The organism is Streptomyces sp. NPDC042371 (assembly GCF_056437465.1).
Genome location: NZ_JBWKAP010000006.1, coordinates 548602 through 573607 on the forward strand (window position 1 = coordinate 548602; position 25006 = coordinate 573607).

Below are 25006 nucleotides of genomic sequence, written 5' to 3' on the forward strand. Positions count from 1 at the left end.
CTCCCCGTTCCGTGCCTGCGCCCGTCATGCTCCGGCTGTCGGACTGTCCATATGGCGCTCGCCGTACGGACGGAACAGCCCCTCCTGCACCACCGACACCAGGAGGCGTCCCTCGGTGTCGTAGATGCGGCCCCGGGCGAGGCCGCGGCCCCCCGTGACGATGGGGGATTCCTGGTCGTAGAGGAACCACTCGTCGGCGCGGAACGGACGGTGGAACCACATGGCGTGGTCGAGCGATGCCATGTCGAAGCCGCGGGGCCCCCAGAGCGGTTCGACCGGGATGCGGACAGCGTCCAGCAGCGTCATGTCGCTCGCGTAGGTCAGCGCGCAGGTGTGCACGAGCGGATCGTCGCCCAGGGGCCCCACGGCGCGCATCCACACCGCGCTGCGCGGCTCGGCGTCCTTGATCTCCTCGGCGGTCCAGCGCAGCCGGTCGACGTACCGGATGTCGAAGGGCTGGCGCCGTGCCATGCGTTCCAACTGCTCGGGGAGTGCGCCGAGGTGCTCCTTGATCTCCTCGGCGACCGTCGGCAGCGACTCCGGAGCGGGGGCCGCCAGACGCGGCGGCAGCTGGTGTTCGAAGGCGCCCTGTTCGGGCTGATGGAAGGAGGCGGTGAGGTTGAAGATGGTGCGGCCCTGCTGGACGGCGGTGACGCGGCGCGTGGTGAAGGAGCGCCCGTCCCTGACCCGTTCGACCTGGTACACGATCGGCACGCCCGGGCGGCCCGGGCGCAGGAAGTACGCGTGCAGCGAGTGCACCGGGCGGTCGCCCTCGGTGGTACGGCCCGCGGCCACCAGGGCCTGGCCTGCGACCTGCCCGCCGAACACGCGCTGCAAGGACTCGTTCGGGCTGCGGCCCCGGAAGATGTTGACCTCGATCTGCTCCAGGTCCAGCAGATCGACCAACTTGTCGGCGGGATTGTTCATGGCAGTTCCTCGACTCCTGTCCGGGGCACGCGGATCCTCGGGGCCCTCAGAGCTGGCCGACGTCCGTGACCCGGATGACGGCAAGGCCCTCCTCGTCGGAAGCGGCGAGATCGACCTCCGCGCTGATGCCCCAGTCATGGTCGCCGTTCGGGTCGGCGAAGGTCTGCCTGACGCGCCACAGACCGTGCTCGGGATCCTCCTCGATGAGCAGCAACTTGGGGCCGCGGGCGTCGGGACCGGTGCCGAGATCTTCGTACTCGTCCCAGTACTTGTCCATGGCCTCACCCCAGGCATCCGCGTCCCAGCCGGACTCCGCGTCCAGCGCGCCCAGCTCCTCGACGTGGTCGAGGGCGGCCAGCTCGACCCGGCGGAACAGCGCGTTGCGCACCAGGACGCGGAAGGCGCGCGCGTTGGCCGTGACTGGCTTGACCTGGTCGGCCTTCTCCTGGGCCTCCTCGGCCGTCATGACTTCGGGGTTGGCCAGCTGCTCCCACTCGTCGAGGAGGCTGGAGTCGACCTGCCGGACCATCTCGCCGAGCCAGGCGATCAGGTCTTCCAGGTCCTCGGACTTCAGATCGTCCGGGATGGTGTGTTCCAGGGCCTTGTACGCGCCTGCGAGGTAGCGCAGCACGATGCCCTCGGTGCGGGCGAGTTCGTAGAAGGACGTGAATTCCGTGAAGGTCATCGCCCGTTCGTACATGTCGCGGATGACCGACTTCGGGGACAGCGGATGGTCGCCGACCCACGGGTGGCTCGTGCGGTACGTGTTGTACGCGTGGAAGAGCAGCTCCTCCAGGGGCTTGGGGTACGTGATGTCCTGGAGCCGCTCCATGCGGTCCTCGTACTCGACGCCGTCCGCCTTCATCAGCGCCACGGCCTCGCCCCGCGCCTTGTTCTGCTGGGCCGCGAGGATCTGACGCGGGTCGTCGAGGGTGGACTCGACGACGGACACCATGTCAAGGGCGTAGGAGGGGGACTCGGGGTCGAGGACCTCGAAGGAGGCGAGGGCGAACGTCGACAGCGGCTGGTTGAGCGCGAAGTCCTGCTGCAGGTCGACGGTGAGGCGCACGATGCGGCCCGTGGAGTCCGGCTCGTCGAGCTTCTCCACGACACCGCCGTCGAGCAGGGAGCGGTAGATCGCGATGGCCCGACGAATGTGCCGGAGCTGCTGCTTGCGCGGCTCGTGGTTGTCTTCGAGGAGATGACGCATCGCTTCGAAGGCGTTGCCGGGCCGGGCGATCACGGACAGCAGCATGGTGTGCGTGACCCGGAAGCGGGAGTTCAGTGGCTCGGGCTCGGAGGCGATGAGCTTCTCGAAGGTGCTCTCGGACCAGGCGATGAAGCCGTCGGGCGCCTTCTTGCGGACCACCTTGCGGCGCTTCTTCGCGTCGTCGCCGGCCTTCGCCAGTGCCTTCTCGTTCTCGATGACGTGCTCGGGCGCCTGCGCGACCACGAAGCCCGCCGTGTCGAAGCCCGCTCGCCCTGCACGCCCGGCGATCTGATGGAACTCCCGCGCGCGCAGCGTGCGGACACGGGTGCCGTCGTACTTGGTGAGCGCGGTGAACAGCACGGTGCGGATTGGGACGTTGACGCCGACGCCCAGGGTGTCCGTGCCACAGATGACCTTGAGGAGACCGGCCTGTGCGAGCTTCTCCACCAGACGGCGGTACTTGGGCAGCATGCCCGCGTGGTGCACGCCGATGCCGTGCCGCACGTAGCGGGAGAGATTGCGGCCGAACTTGGTGGTGAAGCGGAAGTTGCCGATCAGGTCGGCGATCTTGTCCTTCTCCTCGCGCGTGCACATGTTGATGCTCATCAGCGACTGCGCACGTTCGACCGCCTGGGCCTGCGTGAAGTGCACGATGTAGACCGGCGCCTGCTTGGTTTCCAGGAGCTCGGTGAGCGTCTCGGTGATCGGCGTCAGACGGTACTCGTACGACAGCGGCACCGGGCGTGTCGCGGACCGCACGACCGAGGTGGGCCGGCCGGTGCGGCGCGTCAGGTCCTTCTCGAACATGGAGACGTCGCCGAGCGTCGCCGACATGAGGATGAACTGCGCCTGCGGAAGTTCGAGCAGCGGGATCTGCCAGGCCCAGCCGCGGTCCGGCTCGGCGTAGAAATGGAACTCGTCCATCACGACCTGGCCGATGTCGGCGTTCTTGCCGTCCCGCAAGGCAATGGAGGCGAGGACCTCGGCCGTGCAGCAGATGACGGGGGCGTCGGAGTTGACGGACGCGTCGCCCGTGAGCATGCCGACGTTCTCGGTGCCGAAGAGCTTGCACAGGTCGAAGAACTTCTCCGACACCAGAGCCTTGATGGGCGCCGTGTAGAAGGTGACCTTGTCCTGGGCGAGCGCCGTGAAGTGGGCCCCCGCCGCGACCAGACTCTTGCCGGAGCCGGTGGGCGTGGACAAGATCACGTTAGCCCCGGAGACCACCTCGATCAGCGCCTCCTCCTGGGCCGGGTAGAGAGTGATGCCCTGGTCCTCGGCCCACGACGAGAAGGCTTCGAAGAGGGCATCGGGGTCGGCGTCGGGCGGCAGCTGATCGATAAGGGTCACACCCCCATCTTGCCTTCCTTCCCACCCGATGAGGGAACCGGAGGTCCCTACGAAGATCATGAACGCTACGCTGTGTCGCCGACGGGGCGTCAGACCAATCGAAATGGGGCGGGCAACAACAATGATGGGACCGGCACACTCACTGTCGGGAGCGGCGGCCTGGCTAGGCGTCGGCGCTGCCGCAGCGGCCGCGGGGCACAGCATGCCTTGGCCGGTCCTTCTCGTAGGGGCGCTGATCTGCGCCGGAGCGGCGCTCGCGCCCGACCTCGACCACAAGTCGGCGACCATCTCCAGAGCTTTCGGGCCGCTTTCCCGCGGCCTGTGCGAGATCGTCGACAAGCTCTCGGCAGCCGTCTACAAGGCCACCCGCAAACAGGGGGACCCGCGTCGCTCGGGCGGGCACCGTACGCTCACGCACACCTGGCTGTGGGCGGTGCTGATCGGAGCGGGCGCCTCGGCTCTGGCGATCTTCGGCGGGCGCTGGGCGGTGCTGGCGATCCTCTTCGTCCACATGGTGCTCGCCATCGAAGGCCTGCTGTGGCGGGCCGCCCGCGGGTCGAGCAGCGATGTGCTCGTGTGGCTGCTCGCCGCGGCGAGCGCCTGGATCCTCGCCGGGATCCTGGACAAGCCGGGCAACGGCGCGGACTGGCTGTTCACCGAGCCCGGCCAGGAGTATCTGTGGCTGGGGCTGCCGATCGTGCTCGGCGCCCTGGTGCACGACATCGGGGACGCCCTGACCGTCTCCGGATGCCCGATCCTGTGGCCCATCCCCATCGGCCGCAAGCGCTGGTACCCGATCGGGCCGCCGAAGGTGCTGCGGTTCCGGGCCGGGAGCTGGATCGAGCTCAAGGTGCTGATGCCGGTGTTCATGCTGCTCGGGGGAGTGGGCGGCGCGGCCGCGCTCAACTTCATCTGAGGGGGCTCCCTCGCTGTAGGGAGCACCTTCGTCCGGAGGGCGGCCGCGTCGCTCGCGGCTCACGACGTGCCCGGCTGCTCACCGTGCCAGGAGTTCCAGAGCGCGGCGTAGGCGCCGTCGGCTTCGACGAGCTCCTCATGGGGACCCAGCTCGGTCACCAGGCCGTCCTGCATGACCGCCACGCGGTCCGCGTCGTGGGCCGTCTGCAGACGGTGGGCGATGGCGATGACGGTCCGTCCTTGGAGGACCGCGGCCAGAGCCCGCTCCGTGTGCCGTGCTGTCGTCGGGTCCAGCAGCGCGGTGGCTTCGTCGAGGATCAGTGTGTGCGGGTCGGCGAGCACGACTCGGGCCAGCGCCAATTGCTGGGCCTGCGCTCCGTGCAGCCGGTGGCCGCCGGGGCCAAGCTCCGTGTCGAGGCCGTCCGGCAGGCTCTCCGACCAGTCGGCGCCGACTGCGGTGAGGGCTGCTCCGAGCTCGGCGTCCGTGGCGGTCTCCGCCGCTATCAGGAGGTTGTCCCGGACGGTGCCGAGGAACACGTGGTGCTCCTGGGTGACGAGGACGACCTGCCTGCGCAGCCGGTCAGGGGGCAGATCGGCGATGGGCGCGCCACCGACGGTCACTGTTCCGCTGACGGGAGTGTCGATCCCTGCCAGGAGGCGGCTCAGGGTGCTCTTGCCCGCCCCCGAGGGCCCGACGATCGCGAGGCGCTCGCCGGGGCGCACGGAAAGGGTGACCCCGCGCAGGACATCGGCCCCGCGGTCGTAGGCGAAGCGCACTCCCTGAACCTCGAGGCGGTCGTTCTCGGGGGCGCCGACCAGGCCATCCGTGCTCGCGGCGATGGGCTCGGAGGGCTCGGACGGCCCCTTGGGGGCGGCTGCCAGGCCTTCGACGCGGGCGAAGGAGGCGCCGCTGCTCTGCAACTGTTCGACCTGCTGAAGGATCGTGTCCAAGGGCTGCGAGAGCTGCTGCAGGTACAGGGCCGCGGCGACCACCGTGCCGAGGCTCAGGGAACCCTGTTCGTGCAGCACTCCGCCGAGGAGCAGCACGGCGACGACGGGGATGGCGTACGAAATGTCGATGGAGGGGAACAGGACGCTGCGCAGGAACAGCGTCCGGTCGTGGGCGGTGACGCACCGCTCGATCTCGGCCTCGCTGTCCGCGACACGGCGCTCGCGCAGTTGCAGGGCCTCGACGGTGCGGGCTCCGGAAGCGGTGGCCGCGAGTACCTCCGCCAGTGCGGAGTGTGCCGCTCCCTGCTCGAGGTAGGCGGCGCGCGCACGCCGCAGGTACCAGCGCGTGGCGAACCAGATGCCGGTGAGGCCGAGCACACCGCAGACACCGAGCAGCGGGTCGAGGAGGAAGACCGCACCGAGGATGAACAGCGCCTGCACGGCCGCGACGAACACATCGGGGCCGGTGTCGCGCAGCATCTGTCCGGCGGTCGCCACGTCGGTGGTGCCGCGGGCCGTCAGATCGCCCGCACCGGCCCGTTCCACGACGGAGGCGGGGAGCGCCAGCGCCCGGTCGACGAACTGTTCACGAATGCGGGCGAGGGTCCGCTCGCCGAAGCGATGTGCGAGGTAGCGGGCGTGGCGTGCCAGGAGGAGCTGGGCGAGTGCGCCCGCCAGGATGCCCAGGGCGAGGCGGTCGACGGCATCGACGCCTCCGCCGTCCTTGACCGTATTGATGATGCGTCCGAGGAGCCAGGGACCCGTGAGGCCTGCCGCCGCCGCGAGCGCATTGAAGCCGATCATCGTGATGAAGGCACCGGTGTCCTGCCGGATCAGGTGGACGGCGGCGCGGCGGACCTGGCGGCGGTCGGCCACGGGCAGCTGCCCGGGGGCGGGGGATTCCGCGGCTGGGCCGCGGTGGGGCGACGTCATCGGAGGGCCTCATGAGTAGTCGGCTCGGCAGAAGGATGGGAGCGTGTCTGGCGTCGTGCTGTCTGCTGCTCCGCCGCGTGGTCGCCCTCGTCCGTGCCGCGCGACACCAGACGCCGGTAGTCCGGGTGATGCGCGAGGAGGTCGGCGTGACTGCCGACCGCGGCTACCCGGCCGTCGACCAGGTGGTAAACCGTGTCGGCCTGGTCGAGGACCAGAGGGGACGAGCTGGTGACGAGGGTGGTACGGCCGGTGCGGGCGGCGCGGAGGTGGGCCGCCATGTTCGCCTCGGTGTGGGCGTCGACCGCCGATGTGGGTTCGACGGCCAAGAGGACCTCGGGGTCGGCGAGGAGGGCCCGGGCCATGCGGACACGCTGACGCTGGCCGCCGGACAGGTTGCGGCCGTGGGAGTCCAGAGGGGCCTCGAGCCCGTCCGGCAGGCCGAGGACGACGTCCCGGGCCACGGCAGCGTCGACCGCACGGGCAATGGCCTCCTCATCCGGAGCGCATCGCCCGGAGATGGCCGCGCGCAACGTACCGGCGAAGAGATCGGCTTCGTTGTCCGCGACCAGGATCCGGGTGCGGACCTCGTCCAGGGCGATGGCGTCGAGGCGCACCGATCCCCAGGTGGCCAGGGAAGGAGCGAACCGGCCGAGGCGGTCGACGACGTCCGTGGCGTCGGAGGCACGCGTGCTGACGAGCGCGGTGAGGAGTCCGGGGGCGACCTCCACGCCGGACAGCGGGTCACGCAGCACGGACGGTTCCTTCGGTCCTGGCACCGGCTCCGTACGAGCGGCGGTCTCCCATTCCCCCGGTGCCAGGTTCAAGAAGCCCACGACCCGCCGCGCGGCGACCAGGCCCCGGCCGATGTCGTAGGCGCCTTCGATGAGGAACGTCACCGGCAGGACGAGCACGGCCACGTAGCCATAGACAGCCACCAGTTCGCCGACGGTGATGGTGCCCTCGGCGGCCATGCGTGCGGCGAGCCAGGTCACGGCGGCCAGGAACAGGGCGGGCAGGCCGAGGCCGAAGGCCTGGATCCAGCTCATGCTCGACCCGACCCGGTAGCCCTCGTCTCGCAGCCGACGCGAACCTTCGCGGTAGCGGGCCGCGAACACTCCCTTGCCGCCGAGGCCGTTGAGGACGCGGAGACCTCCGGCGAGGTCGCCGAGTATCGCGGCGAGTGTTCCCTGACGCTCCCGGTAGGCCGTCTCGGCCCCCTGCAGACGGCCGAGGAACGGACCGATCAGCACGGCGAGCAGGGGCACGCCGACGAGTACCACCACGGCGAGCAGCGCGGAGACGTACAGCAGCAGTGCCGCCACCACGAAGTAGGCGATCACCGCACCCACGCCCGGCCCCGTCACGGTGAGGGTCTGGCTGATGACGCCCACGTCGGAATGACCGATCGTGACGACCTCACCGGCCGAGACCCGGCGGGGCAGCGCCGCGCCGAGCCGGGTCGCGTGATCGACCACGACCCGCACGGTGCGGAAGTAGGCGTTGAGCCGGATCCGGGTCATGGTGCGGTGCCGCATGATCGCCAGCCAGGCGTTGAGGAGCCCGATGCCGAACAGGGCCGCACACCAGCCCAGCAGGACGGTGCGGTCGCCCGGCCGCAAGCCGTCGTCGATGGCGCGCGACAGGATGTACGGGGGGAGAGTCAGACTGACCATCCACGCGCTGCCCAACAGAGCACCGAGAGCGATGCGTTGCGGCTGGCTGACGATCACCCACCAGAGGTAGCGGGCAGGCCCGCGCTGGTCGGGGACGCCGGTATCCGTGGAGGGTGCAGCCATTCTCGTACCTTAACTACCCCCGTACGAGCGAATGCAGGACACCTCACACGCCCCGCCGTCCACCCGCACGCCCGGCGTCCCTTCCTACCCGTGCCAGGACCGCCACAGCGCCGCGTACGCACCGTCCGCCGCCACCAGTTCCTCGTGGCTGCCCAGTTCCGCGATCCGCCCGCTCTCGACCACCGCGATGACGTCCGCGTCGTGCGCGGTGTGCAGCCGGTGGGCGATCGCCACGACCGTGCGGCCGTCCAGCACGCGGGCCAGGGAGCGCTCCAGGTGCCGCGCCGCGCGGGGGTCGAGGAGCGATGTCGCCTCGTCGAGCACCAGCGTGTGCGGGTCGGCGAGGACGAGGCGCGCCAGGGCGATCTGCTGGGCTTGTGCGGGCGTCAGTGCGAACCCGCCCGAGCCGACCTCGGTGTCGAGGCCCTCGTCGAGGCCGCGTGCCCAGTCGGCCGCGTCGACCGCACCGAGCGCGGCCCACAGTTCGGCGTCCCGCGCCCCGGTCCTGGCCAGGAGGAGGTTGTCGCGCAGCGAGCCCACGAAGACGTGGTGTTCCTGGTTGACCAGGGCCACATGGGCACGCACCTGCTCGGCGGGCATCGCCGACAATGCGGCGCCGCCCAGGGTGACGTGACCGGTGCGCGGACCGTAGATCCCGGCGAGGAGCCTGCCCAAGGTCGACTTGCCCGCGCCCGACGGGCCGACCAGGGCGACACGCGAACCGGGTTCGACGGCGAGGGACACCTCGCGGAGCACGTCGACGCCCTCGCGGTAGCCGAAGTGCACGTCGTCGGCGCGGACGTGGCGCCCGTCGGGAGCCACGGAGGGGTCACCGGCGTCCGGCTCGATGTCACGCACGCCGACGAGCCGGGCCAGCGACACCTGGGCGACCTGAAGCTCGTCGTACCAGCGCAGGATGATGCCCAGCGGGTCGACGAGCATCTGGGCGATCAGGACGCCCGTGGTCAGCTGCCCCACCCCGATCCAGCCCTGGAGGACGAAGACACCGCCGATCATCAGTGTCGAGCACAACACGGCCGTATGCGTGAAGTTGATGACCGGGAAGAGGACCGACCGCAGATAGAGGGTGTACCGCTCCCAGGCGGTCCATTCCTTGATGCGGCGCTCCGAGAGCTCGATGCGGCGACGGCCGAGGCGGTGGGCCTCCACTGTGCGTCCCGCGTCGACGGTCTCGGTGAGGGCGGCGGCCACGGCAGCGTAACCGGCGGCCTCCGAACGGTAGGCGGCAGGCGCCCGCTTGAAGTACCAGCGGCAGCCCACGACGAGGAGCGGCACGGCGACGAGCACGGCGGGCGCCAGCGGCGGTGCCGTCACGACGAGCCCGCCGAGCAGCAGTGCCACCCACACCACACCGATGGCGAGCTGCGGCACGGCCTCGCGCATGGCGTTGGCGAGGCGGTCGATGTCCGTGGTGATGCGCGAGAGCAGGTCACCGGTGCCTGCCCGCTCCAGGACGCCGGGCGGCAGCCCGACGGACCGTACGAGGAAGTCCTCCCGCAGATCCGCCAGCATCCGCTCGCCGAGCATCGCGCCGCGCAGCCGCACCTCCCGTACGAAGAAGGCCTGCACGAGGAGCGCGGTCGTGAACAGGGCGATGGTGAGCCCCAGGTGGAGGTCGTGCGCGTCGTCCGCGACCTTCTCGACCAGGTCTCCGAGCAGATAGGGGCCGACCATCGAGGCGATGACGGCGAGCGTGTTCACCAGGATGAGGAGGAGGAAGGACCGGCGGTGTCGCTGGAAGAGTTCGCGGACGTAGGTGCGCACGGTCGCGGCCGAGCCGACGGGCAGGGTCTCCGCCGTCGTGGGGGCCGCCGGATCGTATGCCGGGGGCGCCAGGCCGATCATGCCGTCTCCTCGATGTCGAAATCGGTCAGGGTCTGTGTGTCTGCCCCGGGGGCCGCGGCCACACGCTCCGCGTCGGTCTCGCGGGTCACGACCGCGCGGTACCGCGGCTCGCTGTGCACCAGCTCGCGGTGCGCGCCCACCGCCGTGACCTCGCCGTCGGCCAGGAAGACGACGCGTTCGGCGCGGTCCAGGAGCAGTGGCGACGACGTGAGCACCACGGTGGTGCGTCCTGCGCGCAGGTGCCGGATGCCGTCGGCGACCCGGGCCTCGGTGTGCGAGTCCACGGCGGACGTCGGCTCGTCGAGTACGAGTGCCTCGGGGTCGGTGACCAGTGAGCGGGCCAGGGCGAGGCGTTGGCGTTGGCCTCCGGAGAGGGAGCGGCCGCGTTCCGTGAGGTGGGCGGCCATCGGGTCGTCGTCCACCGACGCCTGCGCGAGGGCGTCCAGGACATCGGAGCACTGCGCCGCGTCCAGCGCTTCCTCGGCGCCGACCGCTCCCGAGGCCGGTACGTCGAGGAGGTCACGGAGCGTTCCGGAGAGGAGGATGGGGTCCTTGTCCTGGACGAGGACGGCGGTTCGTGCGGTGGCCAGCGGCAGATCGTCCAGCGGTACGTCGCCGAGGAGTACGGACGGCAGGCCCGCGGCCTCGTCGAACGCGGGATGTCCCCCGAGCCGCTCGGCGAGGCGTCCTGCCTCGTCCGGGTCGCCGCAGACCACGGCGGTGAGCTGCCCGGCCGGTGCGAGCAGTCCTGTCGCCGGGTCGTACAGGTCACCCGTGGGCAGTTCCGCGGCCTCGGAGTCCGCGTCCCGCGCTACCCCAGAGTCCGCGTCCCGCGATCCCCCAGCCTCGGCCGTCCGCTGGAGGGAGAGCACACGGGCTGCCCGCTTCGCGGAGGGGCGCGAGAAGGAGTACGCCATGGCGATCTCTTCGAAGTGCCGCAGTGGGTAATTGAGCATCATGATGGCGCTGTAGACGGTCACGAGCTCACCCACCGTGACCCGGCCCTCGCGGGCGAGGTGCACGCCCTGCCAGACGACGGCGATGAGCAGCAGCCCCGGCATCAGGACCTGGATGGCCGAGATCACCGCCCACATCCTGGCGCTGCGCACGGCGGCCGTGCGGACCTCCTGGGATGCGCTGCGGTAGCGGTCGAGGAAGAGTTCCTCGCCGCCGATGCCGCGCAGCACCCGGAGTCCGGCGACGGTGTCCGACGCCAGTTCGGTGGCCCGGCCCGCCTTCTCGCGCTGGAAGTCCGCCCGGCGTGTGGCGCGGGGCAGCAGCGGAAGGACGGTGAGTGCGAGCGCCGGGATGCCCACGGCGACGATGACGCCGAGGGCGGGCTGGTACACGACGAGGCCGATGCAGACGAGGACGACGGTCAGTGCGGCTGCCGCGAACCGCGACAGGGCCTCCACGAACCAGCCGATCTTCTCGACGTCGCCGGTGGAGACGGCCACGACCTCACCGGCGGCGACCCGCCGCGTGAGCGCGGAGCCGAGCGCGGCGGTCTTGCGCGCGAGGAGCTGCTGCACGCGCGCCGCGGCCGTGATCCAGTTGGTGACCGCGGTGCGGTGCAGCATCGTGTCGCCCACCGCGATGGCGATGCCGAGGAGGCCGAGCAGCGCGCCCGAGAGGGCGAGCCGTCCGCCGGAACGGTCGAGCACGGCCTCGACGGCGACGCCGACCATGTAGGGCAGGCCCGCGATGGCGCCGAAGTGCAGCAGGCCCCAGGCGAGGGACTTGAGCTGTCCGCCGAGCTGGTTGCGGCCCAGCCACAGCAGGAAGCGTGGCCCCGACCGGGCATCGGGGACACCAGGGTCGGGAAACGGAAGGTCGCGAATCTGCATGACGTCCCAGGAATCGGTGCGGCGGCCGTCGCTCCGGCGAGGTGGCGGCGGGAGCGGACGGCGGTAACAAACCGTGAAAGGTTCGCCTCGCGCGGTGGTCCGAGGCAAACGATTTTCCGCCCTGAGGTAAAGAATCGGCCCTGTCCCGGCGTGTGCCGCGGTGCTTGGCGAGGGTTCCGCGGGCTGGGTGCGACCATGGGCGGATGCGAATAGCACGTGCGGCGCGAGTGGTGGTCGCGGCAGCGGCCTGCGGAGCCCTTCTGACGTCCTGCGCGAGCGGGAGTGACGACGGTTCGAAGAAGGACGACGCGGGTGCCGGCCCCGGCAAGAGCGCCCAGGCCGGGTCCGTCGACCTCCGACGCATCCCCGACGTGGGTGACCGGCTGCAGTCCAGGATCCCCAAGGAAGCCCGTCAGGTCGTTGCGGTCTACGGCGACGGTGAGGACTCGGCGACGTCGACCGTCGTGCTCTACACGAAGTCGGGGGCGAAGGGCGCCACCTGGGACAAGGCCCGCAGCTGGCCCGCGCACAACGGCAAGAAGGGCTGGACGACCGACCACCGCGAGAACGACAAGCGCAGCCCGGTCGGCGTGTTCACGCTCACCGACGCGGGGGGCGTCCTCGCGGACCCGGGTGCCAAGCTCCCGTACACGAAGTCGGCGTCCATCCAGGCCCCGCACTACTGGCCCAAGACGCACTGGCACGACTTCGACTACGTCGTCGCCATCGACTACAACCGCGCCAAGGGCACCCCGCCGAACGATCCGACGCGCCCGCAGGGCCAGTCCAAGGGCGGCAGCATCTGGCTGCACATGGACCACGGGAGCGGCACGTCGGGCTGTGTGAGCCTGGCCAAGCCGGGCATGGAGTACCTCTTGCGCACGCTCGACCCCAAGCAGCATCCGGTCGTGGTCATGGGCGACAAGGCGAATTTGGACGCGTGAGCCGCCGGGGAGCGCCGTTGTCATCGCCGCCATTGCGGTGATCGGCAACTGCCCATAGAAATCCCCCATGAGAAGACGCGTCATGTCCATGCTCGCCGGAGTGACCCTCGCGGCGAGCACCCTCCTCGGTACCGGACCGGCAACGGCCGACATCCGCTCCAATGCCGCCCTCGCCCATGGCACGGCCGCCGCCGAAACGCCCTCCGCCGCAACGCCCCCGGCGGAGTTCGGTGACGACTGGCACGACCCGGTCACCGCCGCGCCGCCCGTACCGAAACCGCACACCAAGTCCTGCGAAGTGACCGTCGCCGAAGCGCAGTTCAAGGACTTCACGCCGTACAAGGGCGACTACACGCCTCCGACGAAGTGCGGCAAGGGTCACTGGGGCAAGGTGGTCCTGCGCCTCGACGGAAAGGTCAAGGGACGGCAGTACGACCGTCTCGGATACCTCCGCATCGGCGGGGTCGAAGTCCTGCGCACATCGACCCCGGAGCCGTCGGTCGACGGCATCACCTGGTCCGTGGAGAAGGACGTCACCCGCTACCGCGAGACGCTGAGCCGCGGGCAGCAGGTCGAGATGCTCATCGGGAACGTCGTCAACGACACGTACACCGGCATCATCGACGTCAAGGCGACGCTGACGTTCTACGAGCCGCAGAAGCCCACGAACACGCCCGACCGTGTGATCCCCCTCGGGGACACCAGGGACACCAGGGGAACCGGAGACACCGCGGGCACCGTCACCCTCACGACCCCGCGCAACAGCGAACGCATCATCGCCGAGGTGTACGCCACCGGCTCCGGCGGCGGCTGCGAGGAGTACTGGTATCTGACCGTGCCGGACGCAGCGCCCTACTCCTGCAAGGCCGACCACGGCCCCTACCGTGAGGTGCAGGTCAAGGTCGACGGACAACTGGCGGGCATCGCCGCGCCGTTCCCGACCGTCTGGACCGGCGGCTGGTCCAATCCCTTCCTCTGGTACGTCATTCCGGGGCCCCGCGCCTTCGACATCAAGCCCATCGAGTACGACCTGACCCCCTTCGCGAGCGTCCTCAACGACGGCCGCCCGCATCAGGTGGAAGTCTCCGTAGTCGGTGTCCCCGAGGCGCAGGCAGGCTGGAGCACGCCGGTCAACGTGCTGGTCTGGCAGGACGAGAAGAGCGACCACGTCACGGGCAGGCTGACCGGCCACAAGGAGGGCACGCCCGCCAACACGTCCAAGTACACGCCAGGGACGGGGGATCAGGCGCACCGGCTGGACACGGAGGGCGGCCACCGGCTCAGCGTCTCGGGGTACGTGAACACCTCGCACGGCCGGGTCGCGACGACCGTGACCAGAAGCCTCCGGAACACGTCCGTCCACCGCTGGACCGAGGGCGAGTCGATGGACGCGCTCAAGGCCGGGTGGACGGACCGGGAGACGGTCACGACGGGCCACCGCGCCGTGCGCACCGACCGGACGTACACCATGGACGGCACCACGACCGTCGGCGCCGGTGACCGGCTGCGCACCGAGATCTCCCTCGGCGACCGCGCCGAGAGCGTCACGAAGAGCGGCGGTCGGCGCACTGGCTGGTCCGTGCTGGACGACCGTTACGACGGCGACGCGACGTACACGGCAAACGTCCCCCGCGATCAGCGGCACGCCGTGGGCACATCGCGTGAGCGCTACCGGCTGATCGGCGACACCGGCTGCTACGACCGGACGATCGCCACCGTGCAGGGAACCCTGACGGAGGACCGTCGGCGCTGCTGATCGGTAAGGGCGGGCTCGGTGGTGACGCGCAGGCCACAACCCAGCCCGCCCCAAGTCCCTTACGCCTTGGGCTTCTCCGAGTCCATTCCGGGCCGCTCCTTCTTCCACAGGCCACGGGTGAAGTCGGGGATCGCCTGCGGCGCGCCCTTCGCCTTGATCGACAGATGGCTCAGCGGCACGGGAGCCGTCCACGTGGCGGCGTCGTACACGTCGAAGTCGGGTACGAGGCCGAGCTGCATGGTCTGCATCAGACGGAAGATCATGATGTAGTCCATGCCGCCGTGCCCGCCGGGCGGGTTGGCGTGCTCCTTCCACAACCAGTGGTCGAAGTCCGCGTACTTGGCGAAGTCGCCCCACTCGTCGTTCGTGTGGTCCGGCTCTATGTAGATGCGCTCCGGATAGTCCTCGAAGACGCCCCGCGTGCCGCCCAGGCTGTTGATGCGGCTGTACGGGTGCGGAGTCGAGACGTCGTGTTCGAGGCGGATCACCCGGCCCTTCGCCGTCTGGACGAGGCTGATGGTGCGGTCGCTCTCGATGTACGTCTCCTTCCAGCTCGGGTCGCCCGCGGGCATGTGCTCCTTGCGGTACTCGGCGAGGCCGAGGGAGGGCGTGCCGAAGCTGGATATGTGCGTGGCGCGGTCACCACGGTTCACGTCCATGTAGTTGGCGACCGGACCGAAGCCGTGGTTGGGGTAGAGGTCGCCGCGCAGCCGGGTGTGCCACAGGCGCCGCCACGGACCCTCGTAGTAGTGGGGGTCGAACATCAGGCCGCGCAGATCGTGGTTGTACGCGCCCGCGCCGTGCAGCAGGTCACCGAACTTGCCCGCGTGCGCCATCCGCAGGACGCGCATCTCGTTCTTGCCGTAACAGCAGTTCTCCAGCTGCATGCAGTGCCTGCGGGTGCGCTCGGAGAGGTCGACCAGCTCCCACAGCTCTTCGAGGCGCAGCGCGATGGGACACTCCACGCCCACGTGCTTGCCGTTCAGCATCGCCGACTTCGCCATGGCGAAGTGGAAGTCCCAGGGCGTCGCCACGTACACGAAGTCGATGTCCCCGCGCTTGCACAGGTTCTCGTAATCGCTCTCGCCCTTGGTGTACGTCGCCGGGGCGGGCTGGCCCGCGGCCGTGACCTTCTTCGCGGCGGCCGCGGTCTTGTCCTTGACCGGGTCGCAGAGCGCGACGACGCGCACACCCGGGATGGCCAGGAACAGGTCGATCATGCTGCCGCCGCGGTTGCCGAGGCCGATGATCCCGACCCGGACCGTCGAGCGGCGCTGGAACGGCACGCCGATCATGGTGTCGCCCTTGCGCGCGGGCACCTTGGCCGTGTCGGTCGTGGCGGCGGCTCCGGTGGCCGCGGAGCCGGGGGCGTCGGCGTGCGCCGTGCCGCTCGCGAAGGCGCCGACTCCGAGCCCCGCGCCGGCGAGGCCCGCCGTGCGGAGCACCGTGCGACGCGAATGGCCGTCACCCGCCCTGTTCTCGGTGCCGTCGTCCGGGGTGGTGCCTTCAGGGTTCGGTGTGACGTTCTCGTCGTGCATCGGACCTCCGTAGCTGAATGGCGGCTGGTCTCTACCACTGGGGCGGAAGCCACCCTGGTCGGGGGTAGGACCGGGGCGCAAGAGACTGGAGGTGCCGAAGAGTTGGATTTATCGCTGGGTCCGGACCGTGGTGGAGAACGGGCCCTCACGGACGGGTCGCGCGCTCCAGTTCCAGGAGTACGGAGTAATAGCCGCGGCCCGTCGCGTGGTCCATGCCCACCTCGCACATGCGGTTCGCCGAGAGGTGCGCGTCGTAGGGGCGGGAGGTGACCTCCGCGGCCTCCTTGCGCGTGGCCGATTCCGTGAGCTCCTTGTGGAGCATGCCGCGGTCGCCCGCGAAGGCGCAGCACCCCGCGTCGTCCGGGACGACCACCTCGTCCGCGCACGCCTCGGCGACGGCGCGGAGCTGCGCCTCGTCGCCGAGGTGCTGCATGGAGCAGGTGGGGTGCAGGACGGCGGAGCCGATCGTGCGGTGCACCGTCAGGTGGGGGAGCAGGTCGTCGGCGGCCCAGACGATCGAATCGACGATCGTGAGCTCCCGGTGCAACTCGCGGTTGTCCGCGGTGAGATACGGCACGACCTCGTGGGCGATGCCGAGCGTGCAGGACGAGGCGTCGACGACCAGCGGCAGGCGGCCGCCCGCCGTCCAGCCCCAGACCGCTTCGACGATGCGATTGGCCATGACCCGGTTCCCGGCGTCGTACCCCTTGGAGTGCCAGATCGTCGCGCAGCACGTCCCCGTGACATCGTCCGGAATCCAGACCGGCTTCCCCGCGCGCGCGGAGACGGCGACCACGGCCTGCGCCAGGGAGCGGTCGCCCGGGCCGCCGAAGATGCGGTTGACGCATGCCGGGTAGTAGACGGCGGAGGCTCCCACGCGCGCGGTGCGCGGCAGCTTGCGCGCCGCGGCCCCGGGGATATGGGGCAGCCATTCCGGGACGAGGTCCGGGCGCACGGCCCTGCGGGCGGTGCGGGTGACCTTGGTGAGCAGCCGGTCGCTGATCCGGTCGGCGGCGGCCACCGCGAGCCGCGCCGACGCCTCGACGGCCTTGAAGTTCTTCGCGGCGAGAGCGGCCGCCTTCTCCTCGCGCGGCGAGTGCCGCGCGTGACGGAACTCCTTCATCAGGGCACCCGTGTCGATGCCCACCGGGCAGGCGATGCTGCACGTGGAGTCGCCTGCGCAGGTGTCCACGGCGTCGTAGCCGTACGCCTCTACGAGGCCGTCCTCCACCGGGGAGCCCGCGGGCTGGCGCATCATCTCGCGACGCAGCACGATGCGCTGGCGCGGCGTCGTGGTCAAGTCCTCGCTGGGGCAGGTCGGTTCGCAGAAGCCGCACTCGATGCATGGGTCGGCGATCGGCTCCACCCGGGGGATGGTCTTGAGCCCGCGCAGATGTGCCTTCGGGTCCCGGTCGAGGACGATCCGGGGTGCGAGCACGCCGTCCGGGTCGATGACCTGCTTCGTGCGCCACATCAGCTCGGTCGCCTTCGGGCCCCACTCCAGCTCCAGGAACGGCGCGATGTTGCGGCCCGTGGCGTGCTCGGCCTTCAGGGAGCCGTCGAAACGCTCCACGGTCTGGCGGCAGAAGTCGTCCATGAAGGCGGCGTAGCGCTCGACGTCGGCGGGGATCGCCGCGTCGAAGGCGAGCAGGAAGTGCAGGTTGCCGTGGGCCGCGTGGCCCGCGACGGCGGCGTCGAAGCCGTGCCGCGTCTGGAGGTCCAGGAGCGCTTCGCAGGCCTCAGCGAGGCGGCCGGGCGGGACCGCGAAGTCCTCGGTGATCAGCGTCGTCCCCGAGGGGCGGGAGCCGCCCACGGCGGTGACGAACGCCTTGCGCGCCTTCCAGTAGCCGCCGATCGTCTTGGCGTCGCGCGTGAACGCATTGGTCACCGACGGCACGGGCGCGATCAGCTCCAGCCCTTCGAGGGCCTTCGCCGCCGCCGCTTCGTACGCCTCCTGTGCCGCTTCGTCCGGGGCGCGGAACTCGACCAGGAGCGCGGCCGTCGACTTCGGCAGCTCCGCCCAGTCGGCGGGCACTCCCTGAACGCTGACCGAGGCTCGCAGGGTGTTGCCGTCCATCAACTCGACGGCGAGCGCGCCCGCGGTGTTGAACAGCGGCACCGCGGCGGCGGCCGCGGGCAGCGAGGGGAAGAAGAGCAGGGCGGTGGACGTGTGCCGGTCCAGCGGCAGCGTGTCGAAGACGACCTCCGAGATGAAGCCGAAGGTGCCCTCGGAGCCGACCATCAGGCCCCGCAGGATCTCCACGGGCGTCGCGCCGTCGAGGAAGGCGTCGAGGCGGTAGCCGTTGGTGTTCTTGATCTCGTACTTACCGCGGATGCGGGCCACCAGCTGCGGGTCCGCCTCGATCTCACGCTTGATCGCCAGCAGGCCTTCGCACAGGTCGGGCTGTGCGTGCGCCAGTTGCTCGTCCGCGTCAGGCTCGGCCGTGTCCACGACCGTCCCGGAGGGCAGGACGACGGTGAGCGAGGAAACCGTGCGGTAGGAGTTGCGGGTGGTGCCTGCCGTCATGCCCGACGCGTTGTTCGCGACGACGCCGCCGACCGTGCAGGCGATCGCGCTCGCCGGGTCGGGACCGAGCACCCGGCCGAACCGGGAGAGCGTCGCGTTGGCGCGCACGACCGTCGTGCCGGGGCCGATGCGGGCCCGCTCGCCGTCGCCGAGCACCTCCACGCCCGACCAGTGTTTGCGCACGTCGACGAGGATGTCCTCGCCCTGGGCCTGGCCGTTCAGTGACGTGCCCGCCGCGCGGAAGACGACTTCGCGGCCCTTGCCGTGCGCGTACGACAGGACGGCCGACACGTCGTCGATGTCCTCGGGGACGACCACGACCTGCGGCACGAAGCGGTAGGGGCTGGCGTCCGATGCGTACCGCACCAGGTCGGAGACCTTCGTCAGGACCTTGTCCGCACCGAGCAGCGCGGTCAGCTCCGAGCGGAGCGGCTCAGGGGTGCCGCCGCTCCGCCCGTCCGGCACGCGGTCGTGGGAAGGGCCGTCCGTGCGCGACGCGGCACCCGGGCGCAGGGCGTCCGGCTCGGGCTCCAGCAGTGGCATGAGCTCTCCTCAGCAGCGGCGGATGTCCGGCACGTCGAACAGTGCGTTCAGCAGGACGCCCAGCTGCGCGCGCTGCTCGGCGTCCAATGGAGCCAGGATGTCCTCTGCGGCGGCCCGGCGCGCGCCGCGCAGCTCGCCCAGGGCCTTCAGGCCCGCGTCGGTGAGCTCGATGCGGATCACCCGGCGATTGGTGGGGTCGGGCGCGCGGCGCACGAGATCGGCCGCCTCCAGGCCGTCGACCAGCGTGGTCACGGCGCGGGGCACGACCTCGAGGCGCTCGGCGAGGTCCGCCATGCGCGGCGGTGTCTCGTAGTGCGCGAGGGTGCGCAGGAGGCGGGACTGCGCGGGCGTGATGCCGATCGGCACCAGATGGCGCTTCTGGATCCGCTGCAGCCTGCGGGTCAGCCGCAGCAACTGTTCGGAGAGCAGGCCGTCGGGGTCCGGGGTGTTCATGCGGGAACATTACCAGGACCTTGTGCATTGTGAGTATAGGTAACAGTGAGCTATGCTCCCCGAGTCGTAGTCGTCCGAGAACCCGTAGGAGCCCATGCGTCACGACGAAACCACCTGGACGCCGCAGCCCCCTGCCCCCGGCGAGGAGCCCCAGCCGCGCCAGATGCGCCGCATCCTTCGCCTCTTCCGGCCGTACCGAGGCCGCCTCGCGATCGTGGGCCTGCTGGTCTGCGCCGCCTCGCTCGTCTCGGTCGCGACCCCTTTCCTGCTGAAGGAGATCCTCGACACCGCCCTGCCGCAGGGGCGCACCGGCCTGCTGAGCCTGCTCGCGCTCGGCATGATCCTCAGCGCGGTCGTCGCGAGTGTCTTCGGCGTCCTGCAGACCCTGATCAGCACATCCGTGGGCCAGCGCGTCATGCACGACCTGCGCACCGCGGTCTACGGCCGGTTGCAGAGCATGTCCCTGGCCTTCTTCACCCGCACCCGCACGGGCGAGGTCCAGTCCCGGATCGCCAACGACATCGGCGGCATGCAGGCGACGGTCACCTCCACCGCCACGTCCCTGGTCTCGAACCTCACCAGCGTCATCGCCACCGTCGTCGCCATGCTGGCCCTGGACTGGCGGCTCACCGTCGTCTCGCTGCTGCTGCTCCCGGTGTTCGTGTGGATCAGCCGCCGCGTCGGCCGTGAACGCAAGAAGATCGCCACGCAGCGCCAGAAGCAGATGGCCGTGATGGCCGCGACGGTCACCGAATCCCTCTCCGTGAGCGGCATCGTCCTCGGCCGCACGATGGGGCGCGCCGACTCCCTCACCAAGTCCTTCTCCGACGAGTCCGAGCAGCTGGTCGACCTGGAGATCAGGTCCAACATGGCGGGCCGCTGGCGCATGGCCGTCATCGGGATCGTGATGGCCGCCATGCCCGCCGTCATCTACTGGACCGCGGGGATCGCCTTCCAGATGGGCGGTCCGACCGTGTCGATCGGGACGCTCGTCGCCTTCGTCTCGCTCCAGCAGGGCCTCTTCCGGCCCACCGTGAGCCTGCTCTCGACCGGCGTGCAGATCCAGACCTCGCTCGCGCTCTTCCAGCGCATCTTCGAGTACCTCGACCTGCCCATCGACATCACCGAGCCCGAGCAGCCGGTGCACCTCGACAAGATCAAGGGCGAGGTCCGCTTCGAGGACGTCGAGTTCCGGTACGAGGAGAAGGCGGGTCTCACGCTCCAGGACATCTCCATCGAGATACCCGCGGGCGGCAGCCTCGCCGTGGTCGGGTCCACCGGGTCCGGCAAGTCGACGCTCAGCCATCTCGTGCCCCGCCTCTACGACGTCACGGGCGGCCGCGTCACCCTCGACGGGGTCGATGTGCGCGACCTCGACTTCGACACGCTCGCGCGCGCCGTCGGCGTGGTCTCCCAGGAGACGTATCTCTTCCATGCCTCGGTCGCGGAGAACCTTCGCTTCGCCAAGCCCGACGCCACCGACGAGGAGCTCGTCACCGCCGCCCGCGCCGCCCAGATCCACGACCACATCGCGTCGCTCGCCGACGGGTACGACACGGTCGTCGGTGAGCGCGGCCACCGCTTCTCCGGCGGCGAGAAGCAGCGTCTGGCCATCGCCCGCACCATCCTGCGCGATCCGCCGGTCCTCATCCTCGACGAGGCGACCAGCGCCCTGGACACCCGCACGGAGCGGGCCGTGCAGGAAGCGATCGACGCGCTGTCCGCGGGCCGGACCACCCTCACCATCGCCCACCGGCTCTCCACCGTCCGCGGCGCCGACCAGATCGTGGTCTTGGAGGCAGGGCGCACCGCGGAGCGCGGCACTCACGAGGAGCTCCTGGAGCGTGACGGCCGTTACGCCGCCCTCGTGCGCAGAGACGCCCAACTGGAGCCCGCGACATGAAGATATGCCAGGAATATGACCATTTGCGGGTTACCGTGCCCGCATGCAGACCAAGACTCCGAGACGGGGCACGATTCGACTGACGCGACGGGGCCGGATCGCCCTGATCGCGACCGGAGCCGCCGCCGTGGCCGCCGCCGTGGCGGTGCCGCTGCTGCTTCCCGACGACGACACGAGGGCCGAAACCCTGACCATCCCTGAGGGATGGCGTTCCGGCCAGGTGTACGAGGCCGTGGACAAGGCCCTGGATGTGCCCGCAGGCACCACGAAGAAGGCCCTCCCCAAGGCCGACCTCAAACTCCCCAAAGACGCGGGTGGCAACCCCGAGGGATACCTCTTCCCCGCGACGTATCCACTCAGCTCCCAGTCGACCCCTGCCTCCGTGCTGTCGTACATGGTGAACACGGCCAGCAAGAAGTTCGGTGTCGGCCAAGTCGCGGCGGGAGCGGACCGGAATGCCGTGAACGTCTACCAGAGCGTCACCATTGCGAGCATGATCGAGGCCGAAGCCGGTTCCAAGGAGGAAATGGGCAAGGTCGCCAGGGTCATCTACAACCGCCTCGACCAGGGCATGCCCCTGCAGATGGACTCCACCATCAACTACGCGCTCAACCGCTCCACGCTCGCCACCAGCGAGCGCGACACGAAGATCAACAGCCCGTACAACACCTATGCGCGTATGGGCCTGCCGCCCACGCCGATCGGCAACCCCGGGGAGGAAGCCATGCGGGCGGCGACCAACCCGACTCCGGGGGACTGGCTGTATTTCGTCACAGTGAAACCGGGGGACACGCGTTTCACATCCAGCTTTGAGGAACACCAGAAGAACGTGGGGGAGTTCAACAAGGCGAAGTAGCAGGTGACCGGAAGTGGCAATGGGCCAGGGGGGTCCGATCGGTCGCCATACCTGCTTCGCCTTGACCTCAACCGTGGTTCAGGTACAACGCTTTTCTCTGAACGTACCGCTCAGTATGCAGGAGGAGCCGACCATGGCCGCACCGATATCACATGCCTTTCCCGACGTCCGGCGGGCGGACGCCGGGACGATCCTCGTCAGCTCCTGGACCCTGCCGGCCCCGGGGGTCCAGAAGCAGGCCGCGGACCTGGTGATCGAGGAATGGGAACACCTGGAACGCCCGGCGGGCATGCTGTCGTTCACCACGTTCCTCAGCGAGAACGGCCGTGAGGTCCTCAACTACGCGCAGTGGACGGACGACGATTCCCACCGGGAGTGGGCGCGCGCGGCCCGCCGTTCCGAGGACATCAGCAGGGTCGACCGGATGGTCCTGGGCATTGAGCGGCCGGGTGAGGTGAGCTATTCGCTCTACCGGAGTTATGCGACCGACGAGGGAACGGAAAGCACCCCCGGGGCGCTCGTCACTCCCATGTTCGAGACCGAGGGACCGGACAGCCAGCGCGCGTTCATCGACGGCGTCGTGGCGATCCTGGAGCGGACCAGGCCGCCGGGGCTGCTCTCGGCCCACTTCCACACGAGCAAGGACGGCCGCAGGGTCCTCAACCACGCGGAGTGGAGGGACATGTCTGCCTGGCGGCGCTTCGCCGAGAGCGGCGGCACCGTCGAGCTGGGCATGATGATCGACGGTCTGGAGGGCGTCACTCCGGCTCCCACCCAGCCCAGCGTGCCGCGCTATTTCCCGTACCGGAGCCTGGTGAACGTCGCCGCGCCCTGAGCCGCGGCACGGCACTCCCGCAGGACCGGTCCGGCCTCTTGTGCCGCATTGAGCGGCGCGAGAGGCTGGCATGCGCTCGGCGCCGCACCACTGGTAACGACCGCACCGCGCACCGCACCACCAGTAACGGCCGCACCGCGCACCCCATCGCATGACACTGCACCGCACCGCACATGGCCCGACCCCACCCCTGGTCAGTCGATGAAAGGTTCAGGTGCACCGGGAATGAGAATGCCCTCCCGTCGGCGGCAGGCAGCGGTGCTGCTGTCCGCCGCACTGACGGCCACCGGCCTGCTCGGCGTCACCCCCGCCACCCACGCGGCGTCCGGCTCCTCCGCCGGGGCCCGGGCCGGGGACCTGCGGCTCGCGGGCGGCTTCGAGGCCGCCGTGCCGGACGGCTGGATCGTCGTTCTGAAAGAACCGGGTTCGGGAAGTGCGGGCCACGCAGTCGCCTCCTCCGCCGTCCCCGGAGTGGCGCGCGAACTCTTCAGCCGGGCCGAAGGAGCGCGGCTCGGGCACGTGTACCGGGCGGCGCTGCACGGCTTCTCCGCCCGGATGAGCCGGGCGCAGGCGGCCCGGCTCGCCGCCGACCCCCGTGTCGCGTACGTCCGCCAGGACACCCGGGTCCGGATCGACGCCCCGCAGGAGCAGACCCAGCCCAATGCGCCCTGGGGACTGGACCGCATCGACCAGCGGCGTCTCCCGCTGTCCACCACGTACACCTACCGCACCACCGCCCCCGGCGTGAGCATCTACATCATCGACACCGGACTGCGGACCACGCACGCGGAGTTCGGCGGCCGTGCCTCGGTCGGGACCGACACCGTGGGCGACGGCCGAAATGGCGACGACTGCAACGGCCACGGCACCCACGTGGGCGGCATCGCGGCGGGGAAGACGTACGGGGTCGCCAAGCAGGCCCGGCCGGTCGCGGTGCGCGTCCTCGACTGCCAGGGCTCGGGCACCACCTCGGGGGTCATCGCGGGCATCGACTGGGTGACGGTGAAGGCCGCCAAGCCGGCGGTCGCGAACATGAGCCTCGGCGGCTCGGCCAGCGACGTCCTCGACAGCGCGGTGCGGCGCTCCATCCGCTCCGGCGTCACTTACACGGTCGCGGCGGGCAGCTCGGGCCAGGCCGGTGGTGCCTGCACCACCTCGCCCTCCCGGGTGGCGGAGACCATCAGCGTCGGGGCCAGTGACCGCGGCGACCGCCGGGCGTCCTCCTCCAACCACGGCTCCTGCGTGTCCTTGTTCGCGCCGGGTGTGCAGATTCCCTCCGCGTGGAAGGACAGCGACACCGCGACGGCCACCCTCAGCGGCACGTCGATGGCCGCCGCGCACGCGGCCGGTGCCGCGGCGCTGCATCTCGGCTTGCGGCCCACGGACACTCCGGCGCAGGTGAAGAAGGGCCTTGTCGACAACGCCACCACGGGGGTGCTGCAGGGCAGCCCGCCCGTCACGCCGGACAAGCTGCTCTACACGCTCTACCTGTCCTAGGCGGGCGCTTGGGGCCGTAGGACTCCAGGGCCCTAGGTGTATTGACCCGCGGGGTTGTTGACGCGGGTGATGGGTGGGTGGCCGCCGAGTGCGGTGTGGCTGCGGTGGTGGTTGTAGGTGTGCAGGAAGTCTGTCAGGGCCGCTGTTCGTTCGGTGTTGCTGGTGTAGGGCCGCAGGTAGGCCCATTCGTCGAGCAGGGTGCGGTTGAAGCGTTCGACCTTGCCGTTGGTCTGCGGCCGGTAGGGGCGGGTCAGTTTGCGGCTCGCGCCGAGGTCGGCCAGGGCCTGCTGCCAGGCGAAGCTTTTGCGGTAGGGCCAGGCGTTGTCGGTCAGGACCCGTTCGATGCGGGTGATGCCGTG

Annotated in this window: 17 protein-coding genes; 7 read left to right on the plus strand and 10 right to left on the minus strand. The window is 70.3% G+C overall.

Annotated elements, in window-relative coordinates; genetic code table 11:
• Positions 1 to 24: 24 nt before the first annotated feature.
• Positions 25 to 927, minus strand: a complete 903-nt coding sequence (locus AC068B_RS21535; protein WP_478673254.1) for an acyl-CoA thioesterase — start codon at positions 925 to 927, stop codon at positions 25 to 27.
• 46 nt (positions 928 to 973) lie between these two features.
• Positions 974 to 3547 carry a DEAD/DEAH box helicase gene (locus AC068B_RS21540; protein ID WP_478673255.1) on the minus strand — a complete coding sequence of 858 codons (2574 nt, stop codon included), beginning with the start codon at positions 3545 to 3547 and terminating at the stop codon, positions 974 to 976.
• A 61-nt stretch (positions 3548 to 3608) separates the two neighbouring features.
• On the opposite strand from AC068B_RS21540, the gene AC068B_RS21545 reads away from it, so the two are divergent.
• Positions 3609 to 4403, plus strand: coding sequence for a metal-dependent hydrolase (locus AC068B_RS21545; protein WP_478673256.1), 795 nt, complete (start codon positions 3609 to 3611; stop codon positions 4401 to 4403).
• 59 nt (positions 4404 to 4462) lie between these two features.
• Here the strand turns inward: AC068B_RS21545 and AC068B_RS21550 are convergent, their stop codons facing one another.
• From AC068B_RS21550 to AC068B_RS21565, 4 genes are all read right to left on the minus strand, one after another.
• Positions 4463 to 6286 carry an ABC transporter ATP-binding protein gene (locus tag AC068B_RS21550; protein WP_478673257.1) on the minus strand — a complete coding sequence of 608 codons (1824 nt, stop codon included), beginning with the start codon at positions 6284 to 6286 and terminating at the stop codon, positions 4463 to 4465.
• On the minus strand, positions 6283 to 8082 hold the full coding sequence (locus AC068B_RS21555; RefSeq protein WP_478673258.1) for an ABC transporter transmembrane domain-containing protein: 1800 nt from the start codon (positions 8080 to 8082) through the stop codon (positions 6283 to 6285). The genes AC068B_RS21550 and AC068B_RS21555 overlap by 4 nt, the downstream gene beginning before the upstream one ends.
• An 84-nt stretch (positions 8083 to 8166) precedes the next feature.
• Positions 8167 to 9948: an ABC transporter ATP-binding protein gene (locus AC068B_RS21560; RefSeq protein ID WP_478673259.1), complete on the minus strand. Its 1782-nt coding sequence runs from the start codon at positions 9946 to 9948 to the stop codon at positions 8167 to 8169.
• Entirely contained in the window at positions 9945 to 11795 is a 1851-nt protein-coding gene (locus tag AC068B_RS21565; protein WP_478673260.1) for an ABC transporter transmembrane domain-containing protein, read from the minus strand. Before AC068B_RS21565 ends, AC068B_RS21560 begins: the two co-directional genes overlap by 4 nt.
• 203 nt (positions 11796 to 11998) lie before the next feature.
• Between AC068B_RS21565 and AC068B_RS21570 the strand changes: the two genes are divergently transcribed.
• Together AC068B_RS21570 and AC068B_RS21575 are read left to right on the plus strand one after the other, a co-directional pair.
• Positions 11999 to 12739 carry a L,D-transpeptidase family protein gene (locus AC068B_RS21570; RefSeq protein ID WP_478673261.1) on the plus strand — a complete coding sequence of 247 codons (741 nt, stop codon included), beginning with the start codon at positions 11999 to 12001 and terminating at the stop codon, positions 12737 to 12739.
• Between the two features lie 67 nt (positions 12740 to 12806).
• Positions 12807 to 14495, plus strand: coding sequence for a peptide-N4-asparagine amidase (locus AC068B_RS21575; RefSeq protein WP_478673262.1), 1689 nt, complete (start codon positions 12807 to 12809; stop codon positions 14493 to 14495).
• Positions 14496 to 14554: 59 nt separating this feature from the next.
• Here the strand turns inward: AC068B_RS21575 and AC068B_RS21580 are convergent, their stop codons facing one another.
• The 3 genes from AC068B_RS21580 to AC068B_RS21590 all read right to left on the minus strand — a co-directional run bounded on the left by AC068B_RS21580 (position 14555) and on the right by AC068B_RS21590 (position 19556).
• A complete protein-coding gene (locus AC068B_RS21580) occupies positions 14555 to 16033 on the minus strand; it encodes a Gfo/Idh/MocA family protein (protein ID WP_478673263.1) in 1479 nt (492 codons plus the stop codon).
• Between the two features lie 145 nt (positions 16034 to 16178).
• The gene (locus AC068B_RS21585; RefSeq protein WP_478673264.1) at positions 16179 to 19103 is read right to left on the minus strand and encodes an FAD-binding and (Fe-S)-binding domain-containing protein; all 2925 of its coding nucleotides are present in this window, start codon (positions 19101 to 19103) and stop codon (positions 16179 to 16181) included.
• 9 nt (positions 19104 to 19112) lie between these two features.
• Positions 19113 to 19556: a MarR family winged helix-turn-helix transcriptional regulator gene (locus tag AC068B_RS21590; RefSeq protein WP_478673265.1), complete on the minus strand. Its 444-nt coding sequence runs from the start codon at positions 19554 to 19556 to the stop codon at positions 19113 to 19115.
• Between the two features lie 94 nt (positions 19557 to 19650).
• On the opposite strand from AC068B_RS21590, the gene AC068B_RS21595 reads away from it, so the two are divergent.
• The 4 genes from AC068B_RS21595 to AC068B_RS21610 all read left to right on the plus strand — a co-directional run bounded on the left by AC068B_RS21595 (position 19651) and on the right by AC068B_RS21610 (position 24647).
• The gene (locus AC068B_RS21595) at positions 19651 to 21459 is read left to right on the plus strand and encodes an ABC transporter ATP-binding protein (protein ID WP_478673266.1); all 1809 of its coding nucleotides are present in this window, start codon (positions 19651 to 19653) and stop codon (positions 21457 to 21459) included.
• A 43-nt stretch (positions 21460 to 21502) separates the two neighbouring features.
• Positions 21503 to 22315, plus strand: coding sequence for an endolytic transglycosylase MltG (gene mltG, locus AC068B_RS21600; protein ID WP_478673267.1), 813 nt, complete (start codon positions 21503 to 21505; stop codon positions 22313 to 22315).
• Between the two features lie 133 nt (positions 22316 to 22448).
• Positions 22449 to 23150 (plus strand): antibiotic biosynthesis monooxygenase, encoded by a 702-nt coding sequence (locus AC068B_RS21605; RefSeq protein ID WP_478673268.1) that lies wholly within the window; start codon positions 22449 to 22451, stop codon positions 23148 to 23150.
• 231 nt (positions 23151 to 23381) lie between these two features.
• The gene (locus AC068B_RS21610; protein WP_478673293.1) at positions 23382 to 24647 is read left to right on the plus strand and encodes a S8 family peptidase; all 1266 of its coding nucleotides are present in this window, start codon (positions 23382 to 23384) and stop codon (positions 24645 to 24647) included.
• Between the two features lie 32 nt (positions 24648 to 24679).
• On the opposite strand, the gene AC068B_RS21615 is transcribed toward AC068B_RS21610, so the two are convergent.
• A partial coding sequence (locus AC068B_RS21615; protein ID WP_478673269.1) for an integrase core domain-containing protein occupies positions 24680 to 25006 on the minus strand: 327 nt, incomplete at its 5' end.

Coding starts and splice junctions, on each gene's coding strand:
- AC068B_RS21535 (WP_478673254.1), bottom strand. CDS start 927: ATGAACAATCCCGCCGACAAGTTGGTCGATCTGCTGGACCTGGAGCAG.
- AC068B_RS21540 (WP_478673255.1), bottom strand. CDS start 3,547: ATGATCTTCGTAGGGACCTCCGGTTCCCTCATCGGGTGGGAAGGAAGG.
- AC068B_RS21545 (WP_478673256.1), top strand. CDS start 3,609: ATGATGGGACCGGCACACTCACTGTCGGGAGCGGCGGCCTGGCTAGGC.
- AC068B_RS21550 (WP_478673257.1), bottom strand. CDS start 6,286: ATGACGTCGCCCCACCGCGGCCCAGCCGCGGAATCCCCCGCCCCCGGG.
- AC068B_RS21555 (WP_478673258.1), bottom strand. CDS start 8,082: ATGGCTGCACCCTCCACGGATACCGGCGTCCCCGACCAGCGCGGGCCT.
- AC068B_RS21560 (WP_478673259.1), bottom strand. CDS start 9,948: ATGATCGGCCTGGCGCCCCCGGCATACGATCCGGCGGCCCCCACGACG.
- AC068B_RS21565 (WP_478673260.1), bottom strand. CDS start 11,795: ATGCAGATTCGCGACCTTCCGTTTCCCGACCCTGGTGTCCCCGATGCC.
- AC068B_RS21570 (WP_478673261.1), top strand. CDS start 11,999: ATGCGAATAGCACGTGCGGCGCGAGTGGTGGTCGCGGCAGCGGCCTGC.
- AC068B_RS21575 (WP_478673262.1), top strand. CDS start 12,807: ATGAGAAGACGCGTCATGTCCATGCTCGCCGGAGTGACCCTCGCGGCG.
- AC068B_RS21580 (WP_478673263.1), bottom strand. CDS start 16,033: ATGCACGACGAGAACGTCACACCGAACCCTGAAGGCACCACCCCGGAC.
- AC068B_RS21585 (WP_478673264.1), bottom strand. CDS start 19,103: ATGCCACTGCTGGAGCCCGAGCCGGACGCCCTGCGCCCGGGTGCCGCG.
- AC068B_RS21590 (WP_478673265.1), bottom strand. CDS start 19,556: ATGAACACCCCGGACCCCGACGGCCTGCTCTCCGAACAGTTGCTGCGG.
- AC068B_RS21595 (WP_478673266.1), top strand. CDS start 19,651: ATGCGTCACGACGAAACCACCTGGACGCCGCAGCCCCCTGCCCCCGGC.
- mltG (WP_478673267.1), top strand. CDS start 21,503: ATGCAGACCAAGACTCCGAGACGGGGCACGATTCGACTGACGCGACGG.
- AC068B_RS21605 (WP_478673268.1), top strand. CDS start 22,449: ATGGCCGCACCGATATCACATGCCTTTCCCGACGTCCGGCGGGCGGAC.
- AC068B_RS21610 (WP_478673293.1), top strand. CDS start 23,382: ATGCCCTCCCGTCGGCGGCAGGCAGCGGTGCTGCTGTCCGCCGCACTG.